This is a genomic window from Pseudomonas sp. L7 (genome assembly GCF_046605565.1).
Classification (GTDB): Bacteria; Pseudomonadota; Gammaproteobacteria; order Pseudomonadales; family Pseudomonadaceae; genus Aquipseudomonas; species Aquipseudomonas wayambapalatensis.
Genome location: NZ_CP176784.1, coordinates 4,485,436 through 4,508,511 on the forward strand (window position 1 = coordinate 4,485,436; position 23,076 = coordinate 4,508,511).

The window sequence follows — 23,076 nt, forward strand, 5'->3', positions numbered from 1 at the left end:
GCGAACATGACGACATTGAAGCGAACCTTCAGCCCCGCCCTGCTCGCGCTGGCCCTGTTCGGCGGTGCCGCGCAGGCTGCGCTGGTGCCCCCGCAGGGTTACTACGAGGGCATCGAGAAACTCAAGACCAGCGACGGCAACTTCAGCTGCGAAGCCGCGCCCAAGCCGTACACCGGCGCGCTGCAGTTTCGCAGCAAGTACGAGGGCTCGGACAAGGCCCGGGCAACGCTCAACGTCGCCTCTGAAAAAGCCTTCCGCGACTCCACTGCCGATATCACCACTCTGGAGAAGGGCGTCAGCAAGATGGTCGGCCAGTACATGCGCGACGGTCGCCCGGCCCAGCTCGATTGCGTGCTGACCTGGCTCGGCACCTGGGCACGCGCCGATGCGCTGGAGTCCACCGACTTCAACCACACCGGCAAGTCCATGCGCAAATGGGCGCTGGGCAGCATGAGCGGGTCGTGGCTGCGCCTGAAGTTCTCCAACTCCCAGCCACTGGCCGCGCACCAGGCCGAGGCCGAGCTGATCGAGAAGTGGCTCGCCAAGCTGGCGACCCAGACCGTGCGCGACTGGAGCGACCTGCCGCTGGAGAAGATCAACAACCATAGCTACTGGGCGGCCTGGTCAGTGATGGCCACGGCAGTGGCGACCGACCGGCGCGACCTGTTCGACTGGGCAGTGAAGGAATACAAGGTCGGCGCCAACCAGGTCGACGACCAGGGCTTCTTGCCCAACGAGGTCAAGCGTCGCCAGCGCGCGCTGGCCTACCACAACTACGCCCTGCCGCCGCTGGCGATGATCGCCAGCTTCGCCCAGGCCAACGGCGTGGACCTGCGCAAGGAAAACAACTTCGCCCTGCAGCGTCTGGGCGAAGGCGTGCTGGCCGGTGCCCGCGATCCGGTGCACTTCGCCGAGCGCGCGGGGGTCAAGCAAGACCTCAAGGACCTCAAGGTCGACAGCAAGTACGCCTGGCTCGAGCCCTGGTGCGCGCTGTACCAGTGCGTCGGCGACACCCTCGAGCGCAAGCACGACATGCAGCCGTTCAACAGCTTCCGCATGGGGGGCGACATGACCCGGGTCTACGACCCGAGCGCGGAAAGCAAAAAATGAAGTGACCCCTGTGGGAGCGGGCTTGTCCCGCGATTGCGTCCGACTGGACAACACCGGCGAATCGACTGACGCAATCGCGGGACAAGCCCGCTCCCACAGGGACCAAGGTGATCCCCCGCATTTTCGTGGGGGGTTTGGGGGGCGCTGTGCCCCGGATGCTGTGAACAAAAAGGAGAACCGGGATGGTCTTCTCGTCCAACGTGTTCCTGTTCCTGTTCTTGCCGGTTTTCCTCGGCTTGTACTACCTGAGCGGGAACCGCTATCGCAACCTGCTGTTGCTGATGGCCAGCTACATCTTCTACGCCTGGTGGCGGGTAGACTTCCTGGCGCTGTTCGCTGGCGTCACCCTGTGGAACTACTGGATCGGCCTGAAAGTCGGCGCCGCCGGCGTGCGCACCAAGCCGGCCCAGCGCTGGCTGCTGCTGGGCGTGGGCGTGGACCTGGCGATCCTCGGCTACTTCAAGTACGCCAACTTCGGTGTCGACAGCCTCAACGCGATCATCACCTCGTTCGGCCTTGAGCCGTTCATCCTCACCCATGTGCTGCTGCCGATCGGTATCTCGTTCTACATCTTCGAGTCGATCAGCTACATCATCGACGTGTACCGCGGCGACACCCCGGCCACGCGCAACCTGATCGACTTCGCCGCGTTCGTGGCGATCTTCCCGCACCTGATCGCCGGCCCCGTGCTGCGCTTCAAGGACCTGGTCGATCAGTTCAACAACCGCACCCACACCCTGGACAAGTTCTCCGAAGGCTGCACCCGCTTCATGCAGGGCTTCATCAAGAAAGTGTTCATCGCCGACACCCTGGCGGTGGTCGCCGACCACTGCTTCGCCCTGCAGAACCCCACCACAGGCGATGCCTGGCTGGGCGCGCTGGCCTACACCGCGCAGCTGTACTTCGACTTCTCCGGCTACAGCGACATGGCCATCGGCCTGGGCCTGATGATGGGCTTTCGCTTCATGGAGAACTTCAAGCAGCCCTACATCAGCCAGTCGATCACCGAGTTCTGGCGGCGCTGGCACATCAGCCTGTCGACCTGGCTGCGCGACTACCTGTACATCACCTTGGGCGGCAACCGCAAAGGCACCTTCGCCACCTACCGCAACCTGTTCCTGACCATGCTGCTGGGCGGCCTGTGGCACGGCGCCAACTTCACCTACATCATCTGGGGTGCCTGGCACGGCATGTGGCTGGCGATCGAACGGGCGCTGGGTATCGACACCAACCCGCAGCGCTTCAACCCGGTCAAGTGGGCCTTCACCTTCCTGCTGGTGGTGGTCGGCTGGGTGATCTTCCGCGCCGAAAACCTCGAAGTGGCCGGGCGCATGTACGGCGCCATGTTCAGCTTCGGCCAGTGGCAACTGTCGGAACTCAACCGCGCCCAGCTCACCGGCCTGCAGGTGGCCACGCTGATCGTCGCCTACCTGACCCTGGCGTTCTTCGGCCTGCGCGACTTCTACCGCAACGCAACGCCACCGGCCGCCCCGCGCATTCCGGCGCAAGTACATGGCGACGGCACGCTGAGCCTGGACTGGACCCGGGTCATGACCCGGGCCCTGGTGCTGCTGCTGTTCGTGGCCTCGATCCTCAAGCTTTCGGCGCAGAGCTACTCGCCGTTCCTGTACTTCCAGTTCTGAGGTGGATGACATGAACCGCACACTTCGCATCACCTATTCGCTGTCGTTCCTCGGCCTGCTGGTGGGCCTGGGCGCCTGGTCGGTCGGTGGCCTGGACAGCTTCAACCGCACCGGGCAGATGACCCTGCTCGACGGCAAGCTGGCCAAGGCCGCCGAAACCCACTACGACGACCAGTTCCCGATCAAGCGCCTGGGCACCAACCTCTGGGCCGCACTGGACTTCAAGCTGTTCAACGAAGGCCGCCCCGGCGTGGTGCTGGGCCGCGACCAGTGGCTGTTCAGCGATGAAGAGTTCAACCCCACCGCCAATGCCGACCACCTGATGCAGGACAACCTGGCGCTGATTCGCGGCGTACGCGACACCCTGCAGCGCCAGAACATCCAGCTGGTGCTGGCGATCCTGCCAGCCAAGGCACGCGTCTATGACGAATACCTCGGCAAGCAGGCACCTGCCAGCCTGCATGCGGACCTGTTCAACCAGTTCCACGCCCAGGCCCGCCAGGCCAACGTGTTCGCCCCCGACCTGCTGGCCCCGCTGGAGCAGGCCAAGGCCCGCGGCCAGGTGTTCCTGCGTACCGACACCCACTGGACGCCCATGGGCGCCGAAGTGGTCGCCCAGGCGATCGCCGAGGGCGTGAAGCGCCAGCAACTGCTCGAAACCGAACCTCAGGCCTACATCACCGAGGCGGGCAAGACTGCGCCATACAAAGGCGACCTGACCAACTTCCTGCCGCTCGACCCGCTGTTCAACAACCTGCTGCCCCCCCCGGACAACCTGCAGCAGCGCACCACCCGCCCGGCGCAAAGCGAAGGCCAGGGCGATGACGCGCTGTTCGCCGACAGCGCCATCCCGGTGGCGCTGGTGGGCACCAGCTACAGCGCCAACCCGCACTGGAACTTCCTCGGCGCCCTGCAGCAGGCGCTGCACAGCGACGTCGCCAACTACGCCGAGGACGGCCACGGTCCGCTGCTGCCGATGCTCAAGTACCTGCAGAGCGACGCCTTCAAGAACGCCCCGCCACAGGTCGTGGTGTGGGAGTTCCCCGAGCGCTATCTGCCCATGAAGAACGACCTCAGCAGCTTCGATCCGCAGTGGATCGCGCAACTGAAGAACACCCGTAAATCCGAAGAAAACCTGGCCCTTTCGTCCAACCGGACGGACCACTGAAAGAGAGGAACACGCACATGACTCACAAGCCATCCATCGCCAAAGCCCTCACCCTCGCGGCCGGCCTTTCCCTGGCTTCGCTGCAGGCCTTCGCCGGCGCCGACGCTGCACTCTATGGCCCTAGCGCCCCGAAAGGCTCGACCTTCGTGCGCCTGTACAACGCAAGCTCCGCGCCCACCGCAGCCTCGGTCGGCAATACCCAGATCAAGCAGGTCGGTGCCCAGGCCAGCAGCGACTTCAGCTTCCTGCCCGGCGGCGACTACACCGCCCAGGTCGGCGGCAAGAGCGTGCCGGTCAAGCTGGCCTCGGACACGTACTACACCCTGGTCAACAACAACGCTGGCAACCCGCAACTGATCGAGGAGCCACCGTTCAAGAACAAGCAAAAAGCGCTGGTGCGCGTGCAGAACCTCAGCGACCAGTCGCTGACCCTGAAGACTGCCGACGGCAAGACCGAAGTGGTCAAGGCGGTGGCCGCCAAGGGGCGCGGCGAGCGTGAAATCAATCCGGTCAAGGTCAACCTGGCCCTGTTCGACGGCAACAAGAAAGTCAGCGACGTCAAACCCGTCGCCCTGGAGCGCGGCGAAGCGGCCGTGCTGTATGTCACCGGTTCCGGCAACAGCTTGTCGCCGGTGTGGGTAACTCGCCCCGTGGCTAGCAACTGATCCCCCTGCCTCTAAACGACTATTGGAGAAACATGATGATCCCGGTAATTCTTTCTGGTGGTAGCGGTTCGCGTCTGTGGCCTCTGTCGCGCAAGCAGTTCCCCAAGCAGTTCCTGGCGTTGACCGGCGAACACACACTGTTCCAACAGACCCTCCAGCGCCTGGTGTTCGAGGGCATGGACACCCCCATCGTGGTCTGCAACAAGGACCACAAGTTCATCGTCCAGGAGCAGTTGGCGGGCCTGAAGCTCGAAACCCAGGCCATTCTCATGGAACCCTTCGGCCGCAACACCGCGCCGGCGGTGGCGATGGCTGCGATGAAGCTGGTCAATGAGGGCCGCGACGAGCTGATGCTGGTGCTGCCCGCCGACCACGTGATCGAGGACCAGAAAGCCCTGCAACGCGCCCTGGCCCTGGCCACCGTGGCGGCCGAGCGCGGCGAGATGGTGCTGTTCGGCGTGCCGGCGACCAAGCCCGAGACCGGCTACGGCTACATCCGCTCCAGCCAGGACGCCCTGCTGCCCGAGGGCGTGGCGCGGGTCGCGCAGTTCGTCGAAAAACCCGATGAGAAACGCGCCAACGAGTTCGTCCGCGCGGGGGGCTACTTCTGGAACAGCGGCATGTTCCTGTTCCGCGCCAGCCGCTTCCTCGAAGAGCTGAAAAAGCATGACCCGGACATCTACGACACCTGCCTGCTGGCCCTGGAGCGCAGCGACGAAGAGGCCGATGTGCTGAGCATCGACGAAGCCACCTTCGCCTGCTGCCCGGACAACTCCATCGACTACGCGGTGATGGAAAAGACCCAGCGTGCCTGCGTGGTGCCGCTGTCGGCCGGCTGGAGCGACGTGGGCTGCTGGTCGTCGCTGTGGGACGTGCACGAGAAGGACGACAACGGCAACGTCACCAAGGGCGATGTGGTGGTGCAGGACAGCCACAACTGCATGATCCACGGCAACGGCAAGCTGGTGTCGGTGATCGGCCTTGAGAACATCGTCGTGGTCGAGACCAAGGACGCGATGATGATTGCCCACAAGGACAAGGTCCAGGGCGTCAAGCAACTGGTCAACACCCTCGACCAGCAAGGCCGCAGCGAGACCCAGAACCACCTCGAGGTTTACCGCCCATGGGGTTCCTACGACTCGGTGGACATGGGCGGACGCTTCCAGGTCAAGCACATTACCGTCAAGCCCGGCGCCAGCCTGTCGCTGCAGATGCACCACCACCGCGCCGAGCACTGGATCGTGGTCAGCGGCACCGCCGAGGTGACCTGCGACGAGAACGTGTTCCTGCTGACCGAGAACCAGTCGACCTACATCCCGATTGCCTCGGTGCACCGCTTGCGCAACCCCGGCAAGATCCCGCTGGAGATCATCGAAGTGCAGTCCGGGAGCTACCTGGGCGAGGATGATATCGAGCGCTTCGAGGATGTGTATGGGCGCACGTCCACGCCGGTGGAGCGTGGGGTTTCGGTGAAGACCATCGCGCAGTAATTTGAGCAAGTACCATCGCGGGGCAAGTGACAGAGGTACATTACCGCTGTGGCGTGCCCTGCGATGTTCGGTTCAAACCTTTCCGTTCGGTAATGGGAGCGAGGCTGTATATCGAGGATCGTTGATACATCAATCAGGCTCATTGAATATCAGGCCCGAGCGCGGAAAGCCGACCTTTCGCTCAGGCAAGATCAACGTGAAAACGACCTGCAAATGATAGCGTGCCGGTTCCATCGCCTCTCAGCGGCGCCGTAAAGAGACGGCAGGAAAATTCGTTTGGCGTACTGACCAAATCGAAAATCGTACCCTCTTCTCCGTACGCATAGGGCAAATCGCGATTGTCGATTTCCATATTTAGAATATTCGTGCGTTCCGGTGACTCAGGGTTATACACAAAAGTCAAAACGATGCCGCCGGAATCATCCCTAGCCTCAACGGTCCTCTCATCATCAAAGTCATAGACACTCACTCTGCGAATATCGACTTCGTATGTTTTCTCTACCTCGCCATCAAGCTCACGAGTCAACACACCCTTAAAATAGCTAGAATCAACTTTCACTTCTGTGACTTTATGTTGTGCGATCATGAGAAACTCTCCTGAGAAAAACAGCACTCGCAACTTAGCTCGGCACAATACCTCTACAACTAGCAAAGTTAATAGCCTGTGTCGGTATTCTGCTTGCAAGATGCCCTGGTCTACATTGAACTGTGGCCAGACGCACGGCCTGGGTCCGAAGCTCGTCTGACGCACGGGGAACGTATGTCACTCAGTCTTTAGTGGTCTCGACATCAAAGACGCCTTCAACCACCACTTGCTGGCCCAACAAGGTCTGGGCACGAAACTTGAAAGATGTGCACCGCGCAAAATTTCGACCATTGACGAAGCCCTCAACGGCGCCCTCGATATTGTGCACAGAGGGACGTACTTCTCCCCGACTACCCATGAGGCCAGTGAAGCGATTGACCTCGACTGTCCTCGGAGTGCTAGAGAAGCCAGTGGTCATGGCTAGCGACAACCATTTCTTTCGGTCCGGGAAGGTGCCGATGACTTCAACTTCACCTCGATCACTGGTCACCCAAGATTCGGTAAATTGCAGAACCTCTTTTCCTGGCTCCCCGCCTTCGCCATAGGTGATGGTGATCTCGTACTTCTTACCCGCCGTGATCGTGCTCACCTGATCAATTTTCAGAATATCCTCATTCATGATGTAGGCTTCTCCTGTCGCTCAGTCGCTGTTGGAAAGTGCGCGACAACGATCAAGAGACTATCAATATCGACATGAACGCGAACCTGACAAAAATACCAGGTTTACCAAACGTGGCGGATGGTCAGGCAGACAGCCTTCTTGCGACTTGGCGCCACTGCCGCCAAGATGGGCAAATCCTTGTACGGAATCTGCGCACATGATCATCGGCGCCTTTCTCATCCTCACCTGGCTGGTCCTGCTGCTGCGCTACCCGGCCAAGGCCCTGCCGATTTCCATGGCCGCCGTGTGCGGCCTGGGCCTGGTCGCGCTGTTCGTGGTCTGGCAGGACAGCCGCGAGGCCTCGCAACTGGCCCGCCTCGATCTGCGCCTGAGCTATGCGCCTGACCAATGCCCCGCCGACCGCGCCCTGCAAGTGCGGATGAAAAACGGCAACAAGGCACCGCTCACCGAACTGCGCTGGCGGGTTGCCGCCTACGCCCCCGGCGATACGGTCAACCTTGCCGAAAACACCTATGCCGCGCCGCGCTATCGCGGGCCCGGTGAGCTGCAGCCCGGTGCCGAATGGACAGACTGCCTGCCATTGCCACCGCTGCGCTCTGGCTATCGTGCGCAGACCCTGGAGTTTCGTGCCGAGCACCTGCAAGGTACATTTGCCAATTGACCGGGCGACCGCGTCGACCTTTTCGCGGGCAAGCCCGCTCCTACAGATACCTTGGCCGTGGGAGCGGCGGTTCGGCGCTCCGACTTGCCCGCGAAGAGGCCGGTGCAGACGCTACACACCTCACCTGAAAGCAGACCCTGACCATGCCCACCGTCCTCATCACCGGTTGTTCCAGCGGCATCGGCCGCGCCCTGGCCGATACTTTCCGCGATGCCGGCCACCAGGTCTGGGCCACCGCCCGCAAGCCTGAAGATGTCGAGCGCCTCGCCAGCGCTGGCTTCGTCGCCCGGCAACTGGACGTCAACGACCCGCAGGCCCTGGCACGACTGGCCGAGGAATTGCCGGAACTCGACATCCTGATCAACAACGCCGGTTACGGCGCCATGGGCCCGCTGCTCGACGGCGGCGTCGAAGCCCTGCAGCGCCAGTTCGAAACCAATGTGTTCTCGCTGGTCGGCGTAACCCGCGCCCTGTTCCCGCTGCTGCGTCGCTCCAAAGGCCTGGTGGTGAATATCGGCAGCGTGTCGGGGGTACTGGTCACCCCGTTCGCCGGCGCCTACTGCGCCTCCAAGGCCGCCGTGCATGCGCTGAGCGACGCCCTGCGCCTGGAGCTGGCACCGTTCGGGATCCGGGTGATGGAAGTGCAGCCCGGGGCGATCGCTTCACAGTTCGCCAGCAATGCGCAACACGAAGCCGAGCAGGTACTGGCAGCGGATTCGCCGTGGTGGCCGCTGCGCGAGCAGGTGCAGGCCAGGGCCCGCGCCTCGCAGGACAGGCCTACCCCGGCGGCGACCTTCGCCCAGGGATTGCTGGCAGCCACACGCAAGACGCCGACACCGGCGCTGGTAAGGCTGGGCAATGGCAGCACCGCCTTGCCACTGATGGCCCGGCTACTGCCGCAGCGGTTGCTGGACAAGGTGTTGCGCAAGCGCTTCGGGTTGTTGCGGCCGCTTTGAGTCGAGAGTGGATTCTTCGCGGCAAGTCGGGACGCCGAACCGCCCACACAGGGATTGGGCTGGTCTTTGGATTTTGAACAATACAGTTGCCCACACGGGACAGGCATGAGTACCTGGGATCTCTGGCGTCTCCAATGCGCTGCGCATTGTTCCAAAATCAGAAAATATGACTTTCCTGTAGTCCATTTCCCAAAGATACTCCCACCGCCTTTTTTCCGTTGCGGCCCCTTGGGCAGCGCTCTAGTCTCGGCGCGTCGTTGCACATCAACGACACAGCTTTGACAGGCTGTGATGGAAAATCGTATGCGGCTAGTCCTTTATGGCAGCTGTACGTGCGGGCACGCTTGCGTGCGCCGGAACTTTACGATTTTCACCGGTCTGTCAACCCACGTACGGCTGCCACCCTTCTGTTTGACAGCAGACAGGTGGTCGCTCCGCAAAGGAAAATCGTAATGTTAAAGATCGTCCCCGACCCACCCCACAACAACCACTCCCTCGAAGACACCATCATCCAAGCCACCGAGTACGCACTCTGCGCACAAACCGTGGCCCATCAAGCGGTCCTCCTCCAACCCAAGTCCCCCGTCTCGCTCCTGGTAATGGCTGCCATTCATGAAATGGAAGCGCTGAGGATTTTGCTGGAATCGGCCTTGATACAGGTTCAGATGCCGACAGAGCCGCAGACGGCTCACTAAGCGGTTTTCAGGGAGATCGAGGTATGGATGCAAGCGACACCACACCGAACACCACCGTCGGCAAAACACGGTTCTACCAAGGCAAGGGCATGACCCAGCCGCTGTTCTGCATCGAGCCGGGCATCCCGTGCGAACGTGCGCGTGAGCAGGCTTCGGAGTTGATGGGGTATGTGCGCGACATGACCTTGAGCGGGGTGATGGATGAGAATCCGCAACTGGTCTGGGCTTCGTACTACCTGAGCGCATTGGCCAAGGCATTGATGGACGATGCGGAGCTTGGGATGCCCCGGTAAAAGCGGGTTTATCGGACCTGGAATTGTGTGGGTTGTGGGGGTGGCGGTTCAGCTTCCCGCCTTGCCGGCGAAAAGGCCCCCCCACCTCAAACCTTGTCGAACGCCTGCCAGCCGCCGCCAAGCGCCTTGTACAGGCCCACCAGCGCCTGCGACACCGCCGCCGAGCTGTCGATCCACTGCTCCTCGCTGGCCAACAGTGCCGACTGCACGGTCAGCACGTTGAGAAAGTCCACCGCCCCTTCCACGTACTGACGCTGCGCCGTCTCCAGGGCAATGCGGTTCTGCCGTACCGCCTCGGCCAGGTGGTCGCGCCGCAACTGGCTGGCGTTGTACAAGCGCAGCACATCGTCGATCTCGTGCCAGGCACCCAGCACCACCTTGCGGTAGTTCAGCGCCGCCTCCTGCTGCTGCGCCTCACGCAACTGGAGCGTGCCTTTCAGGCGGCCGCCTTCGAAGATCGGCAGCGACAACTGCGGCCCGAAGGCGAAACGCCGCGAATCCCAGTTGCCGAAATCAGCCAGCTGCATCGATTGGAAGCCAGCGCTCCCGGACAAGCGGATGCTGGGGTAGAAATCGGCCTTGGCCACGCCAATGCTCGCGGTGGCGGCATGCAGGCGGGCTTCTGCCTGACGAATGTCCGGGCGACGCTCGGCCAGCTCCGAGGGCACGCCAATGGCGAACTTCTGCTCCGGTGCCGGCAACGCGCCAGCGTCCAGCAAGGTGCTCTGCAGGCTGCGCGGCGGCTCGGCCGCCAGCAGGCTCAGGGCATTGATCAGGTCATCGCGACGCGCCTGCAAGGTCGGCAGGCGCGCTTCGATCGACGCCACCTGGGCGTTGGCCTGGGCCACGTCGAGGCGAGTGGCGACGCCCTCGGCCTGGCGGTCCTCGGACAGCTTCAGGCTGTGCCGGGCAACCTTCAGGTTATCCTCGGTGACCTGCAGGGTGTGCTGTACCGCGCGCAACTGGATATAGTCACCCGCAGTCTCGGCGAGCAGCGCCAGCAGCACGCCATTGCGGTCATTCTCGGCGACCTCGACGCTGGCGTCGGCGGCCTCGACCTGGCGCCGCACCCGCCCCCAGAAATCCAGCTCCCAACCGGCAACCAGATCGCCCTGCCACAGGTTGAAGGCCGACTTGCCCGCCTTGCCGGACGGGTCGCTCAGCCCTTCGGCGCTGTTGCGCGCGCGGCTGTAGCCGGCGTTGACATCCACCGACGGCAACTCGTCGGCGGCGACGGTACTGCGCAGCGCCCGGCTCTGCAGCAGGCGTGCGCTGGCGATCTGCAGATCGAGGTTGCGCGTCGCGACCTGCTCGATCAGCGCGCTCAGGCGCGGGTCGTGAAAGCTGTCCCACCAGCGCAGTTGCAGCGGCTCTGCCACAGGCTGGCTCGCCGCCTGCTCGCCCTGCAGGGCGTTCCATTGCTGCAGCGCCTGGCTGTCGGGGCGCTGGAAGTCCGGGCCGAGGGTGCAGCCGGCCAACAGCGCGGCGAGCAGCACCGTGGGAGTGGCTGCCGCAATGGCTGGATGAGCTTTCATCGCGCCGTCACCTCTTTGCCAGCCAGGGTGTCGCCCTGGGTATCGATGGTCGCCTCCACCGACATGCCCACGCGAAGACGCTCGAGCAGAGGCTGCCCATCATCGAAGACGATCCTCACCGGAATACGCTGCACCACCTTGGTGAAGTTGCCGGTCGCGTTGTCCGGCTTCACCGCGGCGAAGGTAACGCCGGTGGCCGGCGCGATGCTCTCGACATGCCCGTGCAGGGTTTCGCCGGAGAAAGTGTCGACGCTGATACGCACCGGCTGGCCTGGCTGCACATGGGTCAGTTGGGTTTCCTGGAAGTTGCCGACCACATAGGCCTGTTGCAGCGGCACCACCGACAGCAGCCGCGCCCCCGGATTGACGTAGGCGCCAACGCGCAGCGCGCGTTCACCGACCATGCCGTCCACCGGCGCAGTGATGCGGGTGTAGGACAGGTCCAGCTCGGCTTTTTCCACGCCGGCTTCGGCCCGCTTGAGCTGGCCATCGGCACTGGCGACCTGGGCCTGGAGGATATCCACCTGCTTGCGCGTGGCGACCAGCGCCGCCTGGGTGTTGGCCAGTCGCGCACGGGCCTGGTCGACCCGGCTGCGGGCCTGCTGGGCGTTTTGCACGGTGCCGGCACCCTGCTCGGCCAGACGGCTGTAGCGCGTCACTTCATGATCGGCGAAACCAGCCTCGGCCTGCGCGGCCTTCACCGCAGCCTCGGCCTGGGCGATCAGCGCCGCCTGCCGCTCGAGGGTGGCACGGGCATCGATGGCCTGCGCCTTGGCCACCAGCAATTGGGCCTGGGCGGCATCGAGCGCGGCCTGGTAGTCGCGGGCGTCGATGGTCGCCAGCAACTGGCCGGCCTTGACCTGTTGGTTGTCCTCGACCAGCACCTGCTTGATAAAGCCGGCCACCTTCGGCGCGACCACGGTGTAGTCGGCGGTGACGTAGGCGTCGTTGGTGCTCTGGCGGTGGTCGCTGCCGAACATCCAGGGGCCGACGATGGCGGCGAGGACGGCCACGGCGAGGACCGAGCCGATGAAAACTGTCTTGCGTGTTTGCGTCATGTCATTTGTCTCGAACTACAGCGTCAGGCCACCGCACGGGGCGGATAGACCCGGGTAGGCACAAAGGGAATCAGGCAGATCAGGGCCACGGCGATGCAGGCCATCACCAGGTAAAGGTCGGCCGAGGTGAGTACCAGGGCCTGTTCGTGAAGGCGCCTGGCCAGGTTCGCCGCGCCGTCGTCCAGCAGTGGCGCATTGCCCAGGCTGTCGACCAGATGATTGGAATGAAAATGCCGGCGCAGGGTGCCCAGGGCATCGAGCAGGCCGGTAGCGACCACTGCCGCCAGGCCCTTCACGGTGTTGAACCAGGCGGACGCGAACGGGCCTTCCTGCGGGGTCATGCCGTTGGTCGAGAGCATCAACAGTGGCAGCACCGCCATCGGCTGGCCGAACACCTGCAGCAGGTAGTACGGGTAGAAGTCACCGCGGATCCATTCGCTGGTCAGCAGGCTGCTGCCCACGCACGAGGCCGCCAGCATCGCCAGCCCGCTCGCCAGTACCCAGCGGCAGTCCACCGCGCGGATATTGCACAGCGCTGCGGTGAGCGGCAGCGCGATCAATTGCGGCATGGCCACCAGCATCATCAGCGGGCTGGTCTGCGCCGGGCGATAGCCCTGGATCTGCGCCAGGTACGCCGAGGGGATACTGCCCACCCCCGACAGCACCACCAGCACACCGGCCAGGGTCACCAGGGCGAAGCTCAGGTTGCGCCGCGACAGCATGCGCAACTGGAAGAACGGCAAGGGCTCGGACCATTCGTTGTACATGAACAGCACCAGCAGCAGCAGGCCACCGCCCAGCAGCCAGCAGATCAAGGGCGAATCGAACCAGCCCCAGCGATCGCCCAGCGACAGGCCCAGCACGATGCTGCTGAGGGCCGGCAACCCCAGCAGCACGCCGCGCCAGTCGAACTGCCTGAAGCGCTCCAGGCGCAGCGGATCCTGCGGCAGGCCCCAACCGACGCAGAAGATCGCCAGTGCCGAGGGCAGGATGATCTGCCAGAACGCCCACTGCCAGCCGACATATTCGGTCCACAGGCCCGCCAGGGGCGTGCCGAGGTTCGGCCCGAACGTGGCGGTCAGGGCATAGCAGGCCAGGCCATAGACCTTGATGTTCGGCGGCAGGAAGCGCAGCGCCACGCTCATCAGCATCGGCGGCAATGCTCCCGAGGCGAAACCCTGGAGCACGCGCAGCAGCATCAGGCTGTGCAGGTTGGGGGCGAAAGGCTGGACCAGGCCCAGCACGGCGAACAGGCCAATGGCGGTCATGGTGAAGCGGCGCAGCGAGAAGGTGGTGGCCAGCCAAGGTGCGAAGGCCATGGCCGACACCGACGCAGCCGCATACACCGCCACCAGCCAGGCGCCCTCGTCGGCGCCGATGCCCATGGCGCCGCGGATATCGGCCAGCGAAATCTTCGTCACCGCCTCGTTGAGGCCGGCGCAGAGCACCGCCAGCAGCACACCGAACAACCCCACCACCACGCGCAGGCCGAACGGCGTCTGCGTGGGCGCGGCCGCCACGGGGGCGGCGGCGATCGCAGCGGCGGGCGCGGTCAGGGAACTCATTTTCGACATCTCCAGCAACATTTTTCAGCTGTGGGAAGTCTAGGGGTGGGGAATGCTTACGAAAACTGACTTGTCGGCAGGTTTATATTGCGCCAGACGCAATCCGCTTTCGGTGGTGGCCTTCTCGCGAGCATGGCACCGGCTACGCCGGTAATCGCGGGACAAGCCCGCTCCCACAGGGATTGGGCAGGCCTCAGATTTTTGAGCAAGACAGTTGTGCCTGCAGGTAAATCACTGCTCTTGAAAACAGAGCAGGCCTCAAGGCTCGGTCCCGCAACACGCCTTCAGCGTGCGCCGCAGCCACCGATGCGCCGGGTCATTGTCAAACCGTGGATGCCAGGCCTGCATCACCCGCACCTTCTCCAACTCCACCGGAATCTCGAAGGAGCGCAGCGGCAGCCCGAACTTCAGCACATTGCCGAGGATATTCGCCGGCATCGGCAGGATCAGGTCCGAATCCGGCAGGGAGAACATCGCCGAGTGGAAACTCGGGGTGATCAGCGAAACCCGCCGCTGCAATTTGTAGTTGCCCAGCTCCACGTCGATCGGCCCGTTGGCCCGCCCGCGCCGCGACACGCTGATCTGTGGATAGCGGACAAAGCGCTCGGGGGTGATCGGTGCGTCGAAGATCGGATGGTCGTCCCGCGCCAGGCCCACGAAGTGCGTATCGAACAGATGCTGCACCTTGATCTCCGGCCCCAGTTCGATACTCGAGCTCACCACCAGATCGATCTGCCCGTGGCGCAGCACGAGGTCGTCATCGCCATGGGCTTCTGGCACGAAACGCAGCACCGTACGCGGTGCCTGGGCCAGCATCATGTGCAGCAGGCGCGCGCCATACAGGGCGACGAACAGGTCGTTGGTGCGGATGTTGAAAGCGCGCTCCAGGTTCGGCAGGTCGACGTCCTCGCCGCTGTTGAACACCAGCCCGGCCTGCTCCACCAGCGCCCGCACCTGGTCACGCAGGGCCAGCGCGCGGGGTGTCGGCACCAGGCCACGGCCGGCCCGCACCAGGATCGGATCGCCCAACGCGTCGCGGATGCGCCCCAGTGTGCGGCTCATCGCTGCCGGGCTCAGGTTCATGCGCTGCGCAGCGCCCACCACACTGCCCTCGTCGAGCAGGGCATCGAGGGCGACAAGCAGGTTCATGTCCGGGAGTTGCATGGCCGTTTTCCGTGGCGAGTGTGGGAAACGCGATGGTAGCAGGTCGCACGATTGCGTCTGGTGCAATGACGCCGTGCGTGAGGGGCCATTTATCCGGGTTGGGGGAAGGTTCGAGAATGGTGGGGTTCTTTTCGCGGGCAAGCCCGCTCCCACAGGGATTGGGCTGGCCTTTAGATTTTGAGCAAGGCAGTTGCTCCCACAAGGATTTAGCTGGCTGTCAAATTTGAACATGACAGTTGCTCTCACATGGCAACCAGTGGGAGCGGCGGTTCGGCGCCCCGACTTGCCCGCGAAAAGATCGACACCGCTCTCAAGCCCCACACAAGGCCCTTCCAATGCCCATCCTCATCGCCATCGACGCCTCCCCCGCCAGCATCAACCTGATCGACCTCGTGCGCCGCTACTGCCGCCCCGGCGAACACTCGTTGCAGGTGCTGCTGGCCATCGATCCGACCTTCGCCGTGCACGAGCGCCCCGCGCCCTATACCGAGCAGGAACTGGAGGAATACCCCGCAGCCTGCGACGAACAGCAGTTGGCTGAACGTGCGCTGCAGCAAGCCGTGGCCACGCTGCGTGAAGCAGGGTTCAAATGCCAGGGTTGCATGGTCGCCGCGCAACCGGTCGAGGCCATCGTCGACAAGACCCGGGAACTCGGCTGCGAGCTGATCATCATGGGCCACCGGCACCTGTCGCGCCTTGGCAGGCTGCTGGACCCGTCGATCAGCAGCAAGGTGATCGACCGGGTACAGGTGCCGGTGCTGGTCTGCCCGGCAGGCGAGTGACCCTCACGCCCCACCCGGCTTGACCACCACCGTGCAGGTCGTGCCCGCCGCCAGCAGATACCCTTCGGGCACCTCATCGATATGAATCCGCACCGGCACCCGCTGCGCCAGGCGCACCCAGTTGAAGGTCGGGTTCACATCGGCGATCAGCTCGCGGCTCTGCGGGTTGTCGCGGTCGTAGATACCACGGGCGATGCTCTCGACATGCCCCTTGAGCAACTCGCCGCTCATCATCTGCAGCTCGGCCTGGTCCCCCACCTTCACATGCGGCAGCTTGGTCTCCTCGAAGAAGCCGTACACCCAGAACGAATGCTCGTCCACCACCGCCATCACCGCCTCGCCGGTGCGGGCGTAATCGCCCTTGTGGATGTTCAGGTTGGTGACGTAGCCGTCGACCGTGGCGACGATCTCGGTGCGCTTGAGGTTCAGCTCGGCCGCCGCCAACTGTGCCTGGGCCTGCTGATAGTCGGCCAGGGCGGCGTTTGCGATATTGCTGGCGTCGTCACGGTTTTCCTTGGAGATGACCAGGTTGTCCAGGTCGGCACGGCGCCGCGCGTTGACCTTGCGCATCTCCCAGGTGGACTTGCGCGAAGCGACCAGCGCCCGGGCCTGCTCCACTGCCAGGCGATAGTGCTCGGGGTCGATGCGGATCAGCACATCGCCCTTCTTCACCTGCTGGTTGTCACGCACCGGCACGTCCACCACATAGCCCGGCACATCGGCGGCGACGTTGATGATGTCGGCGCGCACACGCCCGTCGCGGGTCCAGGGCGTGGTCATGTAGTGCAGCCACAACTGGCGGCCGATCACCACGGCAGCGGTCAGCACCAGCAGGGTGGCAAGGAGGCTGAAGAACTTTTTCATCGAAGGTTTCTCACCAGTAGACAGACAGCGCCAGTGCGCCGAACAGGCAGACGAACAGGGACAGGCGCAACAGCGCCGGGTGCCAGAAGAAGCGATAGCCGTCGTGGCTGGCGATGAAGCGGTCCAGGCCCCAGGCCAGGCCCGCAGCGAACAGGAACATCAGGGTCATGGTGGGCATGTACACGCCATGGAAGGCGATCTCACGGGGCATGGTGCAATCCTTTGGCCGGGGCCAGGGGTGACTGGGGGTCGAGCAGCGAGGTGCGGATGAAGTGCAGGTAGCTCTGCGCACGGCGCAGCACCGACGTGTCGAAGTGCCGGGCGAAGGGTTCGTCGGTGGCCTGCACGCGGCTGATGGCGTGGTCGACCGCCACCAGCGCGCGCTCGTGGTTGCTGGCGTTGGGCTGCAGGAACAGCCGCGCCAGGGCTCGCCCCATCACCCGGATCGCCTGGCGCCAGGGCTGCGACTCGGCGTAGGCCGGGTGCACCGGGGCATTGGCCTGCTCCTTGCGCAGTTCGATGACAGCGTGGCCGACTTCCGATACCACGAACATCCAGCCCATCAGCTCGGCCTGCACCTGCGGCTTGCCGGCCGCCAGGCCATAGGCCTGGTGCAGCAGGTCGCGGGTGCGGCTCTCGAACGCCGAACCCAGGCCACGCAGGCGCCCACCGATGGCGAACAGCACCTGTTCGCGCAGGTCCTGCTCCAGGCGGCTCCATAGCCAGCGGCTGTTCGGCGGCAGGATGATCGCCCCGGCCGCAGCGCAGACCAGCATGCCGATGATCATGCCGATGTAGTCGTTGATGAAGGCGTACGGGTCATAGACCGTAAGGTTGTTGGGCACCGAGCCGATGGCGAAGAACACCAGCAAGCCCACGCCATAACCGGCATAGGCCGGGCGCGACGAGAGAAAGGCACCGAGCATGAACACCGGCGCCAGCACCATGCACAGCAAGGCGAAACCGTCGATCCAGGGGAACACGAAGAAGGTTTCGAAGAAGCCGATGAACGCCCCGAGCAGGGTGCCGCACGCCATCTGGAACGACATGCGCCTGGGGTTGGGCGAGGCTGCCGAAAGGCCGGCGGTGACCGTGGCGATCAAGGTCATCATGGCGCCGCTGGGCCAGTCGCTGAGCAGCCAGTAGCTGCCCAGCAGCAACAGCACCGCTGCACCACGCACCCCGGCGGCCAACGACACCAGCCAACTGGTCTGAGCCACATAGGGCTCGTCCCACTGCTCGCGTTCGTGGTTGTGCACGGCCAGTGATGCGTGGGTCTGGGCGTAGCTGTAGAGGTCGTCGACCAGGCGGTAGAGAAGCTCGTAGGTGGTGTGGAAGTCCAGCAGGTCGGCGTCGCTGGGGTCGGTCTCCAGGTACGCCGCACGCAGCCCGCGCACCTGGGCCTGCAGGCCGTCCTTGTAGGCCGCCAGCTCCAGGGTCAGGCGTAGTGCATCGGCATCGGTCAGGGCTCGCCCGACGTAAGGCTCGAGCAGCTGCGCCAGGGTTTGCAGGCCCGGTTCGATGGCGCCGACGATCTGCGCCGGGCCGCGCGCGCGCAGGCGTTCGAGCAAACGGTGCAGGGCGTTGAAACGGGTGGTGATGGCCATGAACTCGCTGTTCATGCGCACCAGGCGGCCAGAGCGCCTGCGCATGTGCGGGTCTTCGAAGGCGGTGACGTTGCGCAGGCTCTCCAGCCCCACCGCCTCGGCGATGAAACGCACGTTGCTGGACTCGAACAGCGCACGCTGGCTGTTGCCGCGCAGGGCCTCGACCACCACCCCGGCAAACACGCCGAAGCGCTGGTACAAGGCATTGCGCATGGCGGCGCTGGCCGATTGCGGCAGGATCGCGGCACTGACCAGGGTCGAGACGAGAATCCCCAGGGAAATCTCCAGCACCCGCCAGACGGCGGCCATGAACGCCTGGTCGGGGTGCTGGAGCACCGGCAGGCCGATCATCGCCGCGGTATAACCGGCCAGCACGAAGCCATAGGCGCGGAAGGTGCGGTAGCGCATGGCCCCTGCCGAGCACAGGCCGACCCACAGCGCCAGGCTGGGCAGGAACAGCTCGGTGTTCTGCGGGAAGATCGCGATCAGCGCGACCATCATCGCCGAGCCGGCCAGGGTGCCGAGCATGCGGTAGAAACTCTTGGCGAACACATGCCCGCTCTGCGGCTGCATGACGATGAACACGGTGATCATCGCCGTGCGCGGCTGCGGCAGCTCCAGGCGCATGGCCAGCCAGAGGGTGAGGAACGCTGCAGCGAGTACCTTGAAGATGTAGACCCAGGTCACCCCGTCGGTGCGCGCCCAGGCAAAGAAGCCCCGGCGCCACTCCAGGCTGGACAGCCAGCGCATCATTGCCCGTGCCCCGAGGCAATCAGGGACGGCGCTTTCGGCGCTGCCTGGTGCGCCTCATCCGGCACGTCCCTGCCCGCGTCGAGGCCACCGCCCAGCGCCGTGACCAGCTCGGCATGCACACTCAACCGCGCAGCCTGGACCTGCTGCTGGATCCGCTGTTGGCGAAACAGCAGGGTCTGCGCATTGAGCACGTTCAGGTAGTCGGTCAGCCCGCGCTGGAAGGCAACCGTGGCGATGTCGTAGGTCTTCTGCGCAGCGGCGACGGATTCAGCGGCGAAGTGCGCCTGCTGCGCCATCGACTCGCGACGGATCAACTGGTCGGAGATACCCTTCAACGCCCCGACCACTGTTTCGTTGTAATGCGCAACGGCCATGTCGTAGCCAGCAGAAGCCGCGCCCAACTGCGCGCGCAGCCGCCCGCCATCGAAGATCGGCAAGCTGATGGCAGGCCCGACGTTGTAGTTGAACTTGCGCCCGGTGAGAAACTCCAGCGGCCCGCCACCGGTGGCCATGAAACCAAGGCCGCCGACCAGGTCGACGTTGGGGAAGAAGCCTGCGTGGGCGACCTCGATGCCACGAGCCTGGGCTGCCACCTGCCAGCGGCTGGCAACCACGTCGGGGCGCTGGCCGACCAGCTCGGCAGGCAATGCCGAGGGCAAGGACAGCGGCGCCGCCAGGGTCAGCGTCGGGCGTTGCAGGCTGGCACCCTCGCCCGGCCCCTTGCCGGCCAGTGCCGCCAATTGATTGCGCGTCAGGGCGATTTCTTCGTCGAGGCTGTCGATCTGCCGATGGGTTTCCGGCAACGGCGCTTCGGCCTGGCTGACGTCCAGATGGGTGCCGATACCGGCCTCGAGGCGCCGCCTGGCCAGCGCGAGGATCTGCTCCTGCTGCTCCAGCTCGGCCTTGACGATGTCGCGCTGGGCGAAATGCAGGCTCAGCTGGATGTAGGTGCGCACCACGTTGTTGTGCAATTCGAGCTGGGCCTGGCGGGCTTCGGCGGCACGCATGTGCGCCTGGTCCAGCGCCTGCTCACTGGCGTTGCGTTCACGGCCCCACAGGTCGAGGGCGTAGCTCAGGCCGATGGCGGCGTTGTTGTCCCAGGTGTTGGCGCCGGACAGGGCGCCGGGGCCGTAGAACTGATCCTCCGGCCAGTTGTGGCGCTTGAGGGTCGCCTCGCCGTTGGCCTGAAGGTGTTCCGCCGACTCGACCACACCGGCCATGGCCCTGGCCTGGCGCACCCGCGCCGCGGCCATGGCCAGGCTCGGGCTACCGGCAACTGCGAGGTCCATCCAGCGGTCCAGCTGGGGATCACCATAGGCGCGCCACCATTGCTGCGCGGGCCAATGGGCGTCGCGCTCGGCTTCGCGGATGGCAGGGTCGGTGGCGAGTTGGTTGGCTTGCAGCGTCTTGCTTTGCGGGGCGATGCCCCAGGTTCCGATACAGCCGCTCAAGGACAGGCTTAGGGCACAGGCACTGAGCGCTCGAAGCGCTCCGATGTTGCGACGCGGCACAGCTGCGATTTCCCGAGGAAGAGGTGAAGGGGCCGGGCAATTCTAGGGGCGGGTTTCATTGGCGATAAGCGCATATTCCTGCGAATCTTTGTTACCAAAACAGCGATAATCCGGCTTTGGTCGGACGTGCTTTTTCATTACTTCATGTCACAATTTTGTCCTCTAGATCGAGAGTGACCCATGGACACCCTGCAAAACATGCGTGCTTTCAGTTGTGTAGCCCAGCTCGGCAGCTTCACCGCCGCCGCTGCGCAGCTGGATACGACCACCGCCAACGTGTCGCGGGCGGTCTCCAACCTGGAAGCCCATCTGCAAACCCGCCTGCTCAATCGCACCACGCGGCGCATCGCCCTGACCGAAGCGGGCAAGCGCTACCTGATGCGCTGCGAACAGATCCTGACCTTCGTCGAGGAAGCTGAAGCCGAGGCCAGCGATGCCCACGCCCGCCCCGCCGGGCAGCTCAAAGTGCATTCGATGACCGGTGTCGGCCAGCATTTCGTGGTCGATGCCATCGCTCGCTACCGCCAGACGCACCCAGACGTCACGTTCGACCTGACCATGGCCAACCGTGTGCCCGACCTGCTCGACGAGGGCTACGATGTGTCCATCGTGCTGGCCAGCGAGCTGCCTGACTCAGGGTTCGTCTCCCAGCGCCTGGGGATCACCTACAGCATCGTCTGCGCCTCCCCCGACTACATTGCTCGCCACGGCATCGCACACAAGCCCGCCGACCTGCTCAAGCACCAGTGCCTGCGCATGGTCAGCCCGGTGATTCCGCTGGAAAAATGGCTGTTCGACGGTCCGGAAGGCCAGGAGATGGTCAACATCACCAGCTCGCCGTTCCAGGTGAACTCCGCCGACGCGATGAAGACCGCGATCCGCAGTGGCATGGGGGTGGGCGTGCTGCCGATCTACTCCGCCATCGACGGCCTGCGCGACGGCAGCCTGGTGCGGGTGATGCCCGACTATCGCCTGCAGGAGCTGAACCTGTACGCGATCTACCCGTCGCGCCAGTACCTGGATGCCAAGATCAAGACCTGGGTCGAATACCTGCGCAACTCGCTGCCGGAGATCCTGGCGGCGCACGAAGCAGACCTGAAGACCCATGAATTGCTGATCGCCACCTGAAAAAGCTGCTGCATTGCAGGTGGCGACAATGGTAGGTTGCTAACCAATCGTTGATTCGCGGCGGCCTTTTCGCAGGCCGCCATCGTCCCACCGCCTTGCAGAGAAGTAGCCCGATGAAAAAGACCGTCCTGGCCTTCAGCCGTATCACCCCGGCCATGGCCGAGCGCCTGCAGCACGACTTCAACGTGATCCTGCCCAATCCCAAGCTGGGCGACATCAATGCCCAGTTCAACGAAGCGCTGCCTGAGGCTCACGGCCTGATCGGCGTCGGCCGCAAGCTCGGCCGCGCGCAGCTCGAAGGTGCCGGCAAGCTGGAGGTGGTGTCGAGCGTGTCGGTCGGCTACGACAACTACGACCTGGACTACTTCAACGAGCGCGGCATCGCCCTGACCAACACCCCCGACGTGCTCACCGAAAGCACCGCCGACCTGGGCTTTTCGCTGATCATGGGCTGTGCCCGCCGTACCGCCGAGCTGGACGCCTGGACCAAGGCCGGCAATTGGCAGGCGACCGTAGGCCCGGCGCATTTCGGCAGCGATGTGCACGGCAAGACCCTGGGCATCGTCGGCATGGGCAACATCGGCGCCGCCGTGGCTCGCCGTGGCCGCCTGGGCTTCAACATGTCGATCCTGTATGCCGGCAACAGCCGCAAGAGCGCGCTGGAGCAGGAGCTGGGCGCGCAGTTCCGCAGCCTGGAGCAGTTGCTGGCCGAGTCCGATTTCGTCTGCATCGTGGTGCCGTTGTCCGATGCCACCCGCAAGCTGATCGGCGCCCGTGAGCTGAAGCTGATGAAGCCGAGCGCCTTCCTGATCAACATCGCCCGCGGGCCGGTGGTGGACGAGGCGGCGCTGGTCGAGGCGCTGCAAACCGGCACCATTCGCGGTGCCGGACTGGATGTGTACGAGAAGGAGCCGCTGGCCGATTCGCCGCTGTTCAAGCTGCCCAACGCCCTGACCCTGCCGCACATCGGCTCGGCGACTGCCGAGACCCGCGAAGCCATGGCCAACCGGGCGATGGAGAACCTGCGCGCAGCGCTGCTGGGCGAGCGACCACGGGACCTGGTGAATCCGCAGGTGTGGAAGGGCTGAACCTGGCGGCTGACTGTACCGGCCTCTTCGCGGGCAAGCCCGCTCCCACAACAGCCCACATAGCTTCTGAATACGGTGGTGTTACCTGTGGGAGCGGGCTTGCCCGCGAAGAGGCCAGCACCAGTCCAACAG

The 23,076-nt window shown here is 64.4% G+C and carries 22 protein-coding genes; 12 read left to right on the top strand and 10 right to left on the bottom strand.

The features are described from left to right. The first annotated feature begins 6 nt into the window (after positions 1-6). From ACK3BK_RS20730 to ACK3BK_RS20750, 5 genes are all read left to right on the top strand, one after another. Positions 7-1,110, top strand: a complete 1,104-nt coding sequence (locus tag ACK3BK_RS20730; RefSeq protein WP_411383203.1) for a mannuronate-specific alginate lyase — start codon at positions 7-9, stop codon at positions 1,108-1,110. A 182-nt stretch (positions 1,111-1,292) separates the two neighbouring features. Beyond that, positions 1,293-2,753, top strand: a complete 1,461-nt coding sequence (locus ACK3BK_RS20735) for an MBOAT family O-acyltransferase (protein ID WP_411383204.1) — start codon at positions 1,293-1,295, stop codon at positions 2,751-2,753. A 10-nt stretch (positions 2,754-2,763) separates the two neighbouring features. Then, positions 2,764-3,921 (top strand): alginate O-acetyltransferase, encoded by a 1,158-nt coding sequence (locus ACK3BK_RS20740; protein WP_186668140.1) that lies wholly within the window; start codon positions 2,764-2,766, stop codon positions 3,919-3,921. Positions 3,922-3,938: 17 nt separating this feature from the next. Next, on the top strand, positions 3,939-4,586 hold the full coding sequence (locus ACK3BK_RS20745) for an alginate O-acetyltransferase AlgF (RefSeq protein WP_186668142.1): 648 nt from the start codon (positions 3,939-3,941) through the stop codon (positions 4,584-4,586). Between the two features lie 35 nt (positions 4,587-4,621). After that, positions 4,622-6,076, top strand: a complete 1,455-nt coding sequence (locus tag ACK3BK_RS20750; RefSeq protein ID WP_054894908.1) for a mannose-1-phosphate guanylyltransferase/mannose-6-phosphate isomerase — start codon at positions 4,622-4,624, stop codon at positions 6,074-6,076. 181 nt (positions 6,077-6,257) lie between these two features. On the opposite strand, the gene ACK3BK_RS20755 is transcribed toward ACK3BK_RS20750, so the two are convergent. Together ACK3BK_RS20755 and ACK3BK_RS20760 are read right to left on the bottom strand one after the other, a co-directional pair. Then, positions 6,258-6,662, bottom strand: coding sequence for a hypothetical protein (locus tag ACK3BK_RS20755; RefSeq protein WP_411383205.1), 405 nt, complete (start codon positions 6,660-6,662; stop codon positions 6,258-6,260). A gap of 181 nt (positions 6,663-6,843) precedes the next feature. Continuing rightward, positions 6,844-7,281 (bottom strand): hypothetical protein, encoded by a 438-nt coding sequence (locus ACK3BK_RS20760; RefSeq protein ID WP_411383206.1) that lies wholly within the window; start codon positions 7,279-7,281, stop codon positions 6,844-6,846. Between the two features lie 199 nt (positions 7,282-7,480). Here ACK3BK_RS20760 and ACK3BK_RS20765 point away from each other — a divergent pair, with 199 nt between their 5' ends. The 4 genes from ACK3BK_RS20765 to ACK3BK_RS20780 all read left to right on the top strand — a co-directional run bounded on the left by ACK3BK_RS20765 (position 7,481) and on the right by ACK3BK_RS20780 (position 9,889). Beyond that, positions 7,481-7,945, top strand: coding sequence for a multidrug transporter (locus ACK3BK_RS20765; protein ID WP_186718736.1), 465 nt, complete (start codon positions 7,481-7,483; stop codon positions 7,943-7,945). 143 nt (positions 7,946-8,088) lie between these two features. Then, entirely contained in the window at positions 8,089-8,901 is an 813-nt protein-coding gene (locus ACK3BK_RS20770) for an SDR family oxidoreductase (RefSeq protein ID WP_411383207.1), read from the top strand. Between the two features lie 452 nt (positions 8,902-9,353). Continuing rightward, a complete protein-coding gene (locus ACK3BK_RS20775) occupies positions 9,354-9,596 on the top strand; it encodes a hypothetical protein (RefSeq protein WP_323452372.1) in 243 nt (80 codons plus the stop codon). A gap of 23 nt (positions 9,597-9,619) precedes the next feature. Beyond that, a complete protein-coding gene (locus ACK3BK_RS20780; RefSeq protein WP_411383208.1) occupies positions 9,620-9,889 on the top strand; it encodes a DUF3077 domain-containing protein in 270 nt (89 codons plus the stop codon). Positions 9,890-9,975: 86 nt separating this feature from the next. Here ACK3BK_RS20780 and ACK3BK_RS20785 read toward each other — a convergent pair whose 3' ends face one another. The 4 genes from ACK3BK_RS20785 to ACK3BK_RS20800 all read right to left on the bottom strand — a co-directional run bounded on the left by ACK3BK_RS20785 (position 9,976) and on the right by ACK3BK_RS20800 (position 15,211). Further along, positions 9,976-11,424, bottom strand: a complete 1,449-nt coding sequence (locus tag ACK3BK_RS20785) for an efflux transporter outer membrane subunit (RefSeq protein WP_411383209.1) — start codon at positions 11,422-11,424, stop codon at positions 9,976-9,978. Beyond that, a complete protein-coding gene (locus ACK3BK_RS20790) occupies positions 11,421-12,482 on the bottom strand; it encodes an HlyD family secretion protein (protein ID WP_186668149.1) in 1,062 nt (353 codons plus the stop codon). The genes ACK3BK_RS20785 and ACK3BK_RS20790 overlap by 4 nt, the downstream gene beginning before the upstream one ends. A gap of 23 nt (positions 12,483-12,505) precedes the next feature. Next, complete coding sequence (locus ACK3BK_RS20795; RefSeq protein ID WP_411383210.1) at positions 12,506-14,047, bottom strand: MFS transporter; 1,542 nt, start codon at positions 14,045-14,047, stop codon at positions 12,506-12,508. Positions 14,048-14,305: 258 nt separating this feature from the next. Next, the gene (locus ACK3BK_RS20800) at positions 14,306-15,211 is read right to left on the bottom strand and encodes a LysR family transcriptional regulator (RefSeq protein ID WP_288376970.1); all 906 of its coding nucleotides are present in this window, start codon (positions 15,209-15,211) and stop codon (positions 14,306-14,308) included. 335 nt (positions 15,212-15,546) lie between these two features. Between ACK3BK_RS20800 and ACK3BK_RS20805 the strand changes: the two genes are divergently transcribed. Then, positions 15,547-15,993, top strand: coding sequence for a universal stress protein (locus ACK3BK_RS20805; RefSeq protein ID WP_411383211.1), 447 nt, complete (start codon positions 15,547-15,549; stop codon positions 15,991-15,993). Positions 15,994-15,996: 3 nt separating this feature from the next. Here the strand turns inward: ACK3BK_RS20805 and ACK3BK_RS20810 are convergent, their stop codons facing one another. From ACK3BK_RS20810 to ACK3BK_RS20825, 4 genes are read right to left on the bottom strand one after another with little or no spacing between them, the layout of a single operon-like run. Continuing rightward, entirely contained in the window at positions 15,997-16,857 is an 861-nt protein-coding gene (locus ACK3BK_RS20810; protein ID WP_186710987.1) for an HlyD family secretion protein, read from the bottom strand. A gap of 10 nt (positions 16,858-16,867) precedes the next feature. Next, on the bottom strand, positions 16,868-17,068 hold the full coding sequence (locus ACK3BK_RS20815; RefSeq protein WP_054894899.1) for a DUF1656 domain-containing protein: 201 nt from the start codon (positions 17,066-17,068) through the stop codon (positions 16,868-16,870). Then, positions 17,058-19,214, bottom strand: a complete 2,157-nt coding sequence (locus ACK3BK_RS20820) for an FUSC family protein (protein WP_411384500.1) — start codon at positions 19,212-19,214, stop codon at positions 17,058-17,060. The genes ACK3BK_RS20815 and ACK3BK_RS20820 overlap by 11 nt, the downstream gene beginning before the upstream one ends. After that, the gene (locus ACK3BK_RS20825; RefSeq protein WP_411383212.1) at positions 19,214-20,728 is read right to left on the bottom strand and encodes an efflux transporter outer membrane subunit; all 1,515 of its coding nucleotides are present in this window, start codon (positions 20,726-20,728) and stop codon (positions 19,214-19,216) included. Before ACK3BK_RS20825 ends, ACK3BK_RS20820 begins: the two co-directional genes overlap by 1 nt. Positions 20,729-20,908: 180 nt before the next feature. Between ACK3BK_RS20825 and ACK3BK_RS20830 the strand changes: the two genes are divergently transcribed. Continuing rightward, the gene (locus ACK3BK_RS20830; RefSeq protein ID WP_186668158.1) at positions 20,909-21,856 is read left to right on the top strand and encodes a LysR family transcriptional regulator; all 948 of its coding nucleotides are present in this window, start codon (positions 20,909-20,911) and stop codon (positions 21,854-21,856) included. Between the two features lie 113 nt (positions 21,857-21,969). Next, positions 21,970-22,944 carry a 2-hydroxyacid dehydrogenase gene (locus ACK3BK_RS20835; protein ID WP_411383213.1) on the top strand — a complete coding sequence of 325 codons (975 nt, stop codon included), beginning with the start codon at positions 21,970-21,972 and terminating at the stop codon, positions 22,942-22,944. Positions 22,945-23,076 lie beyond the last annotated feature (132 nt).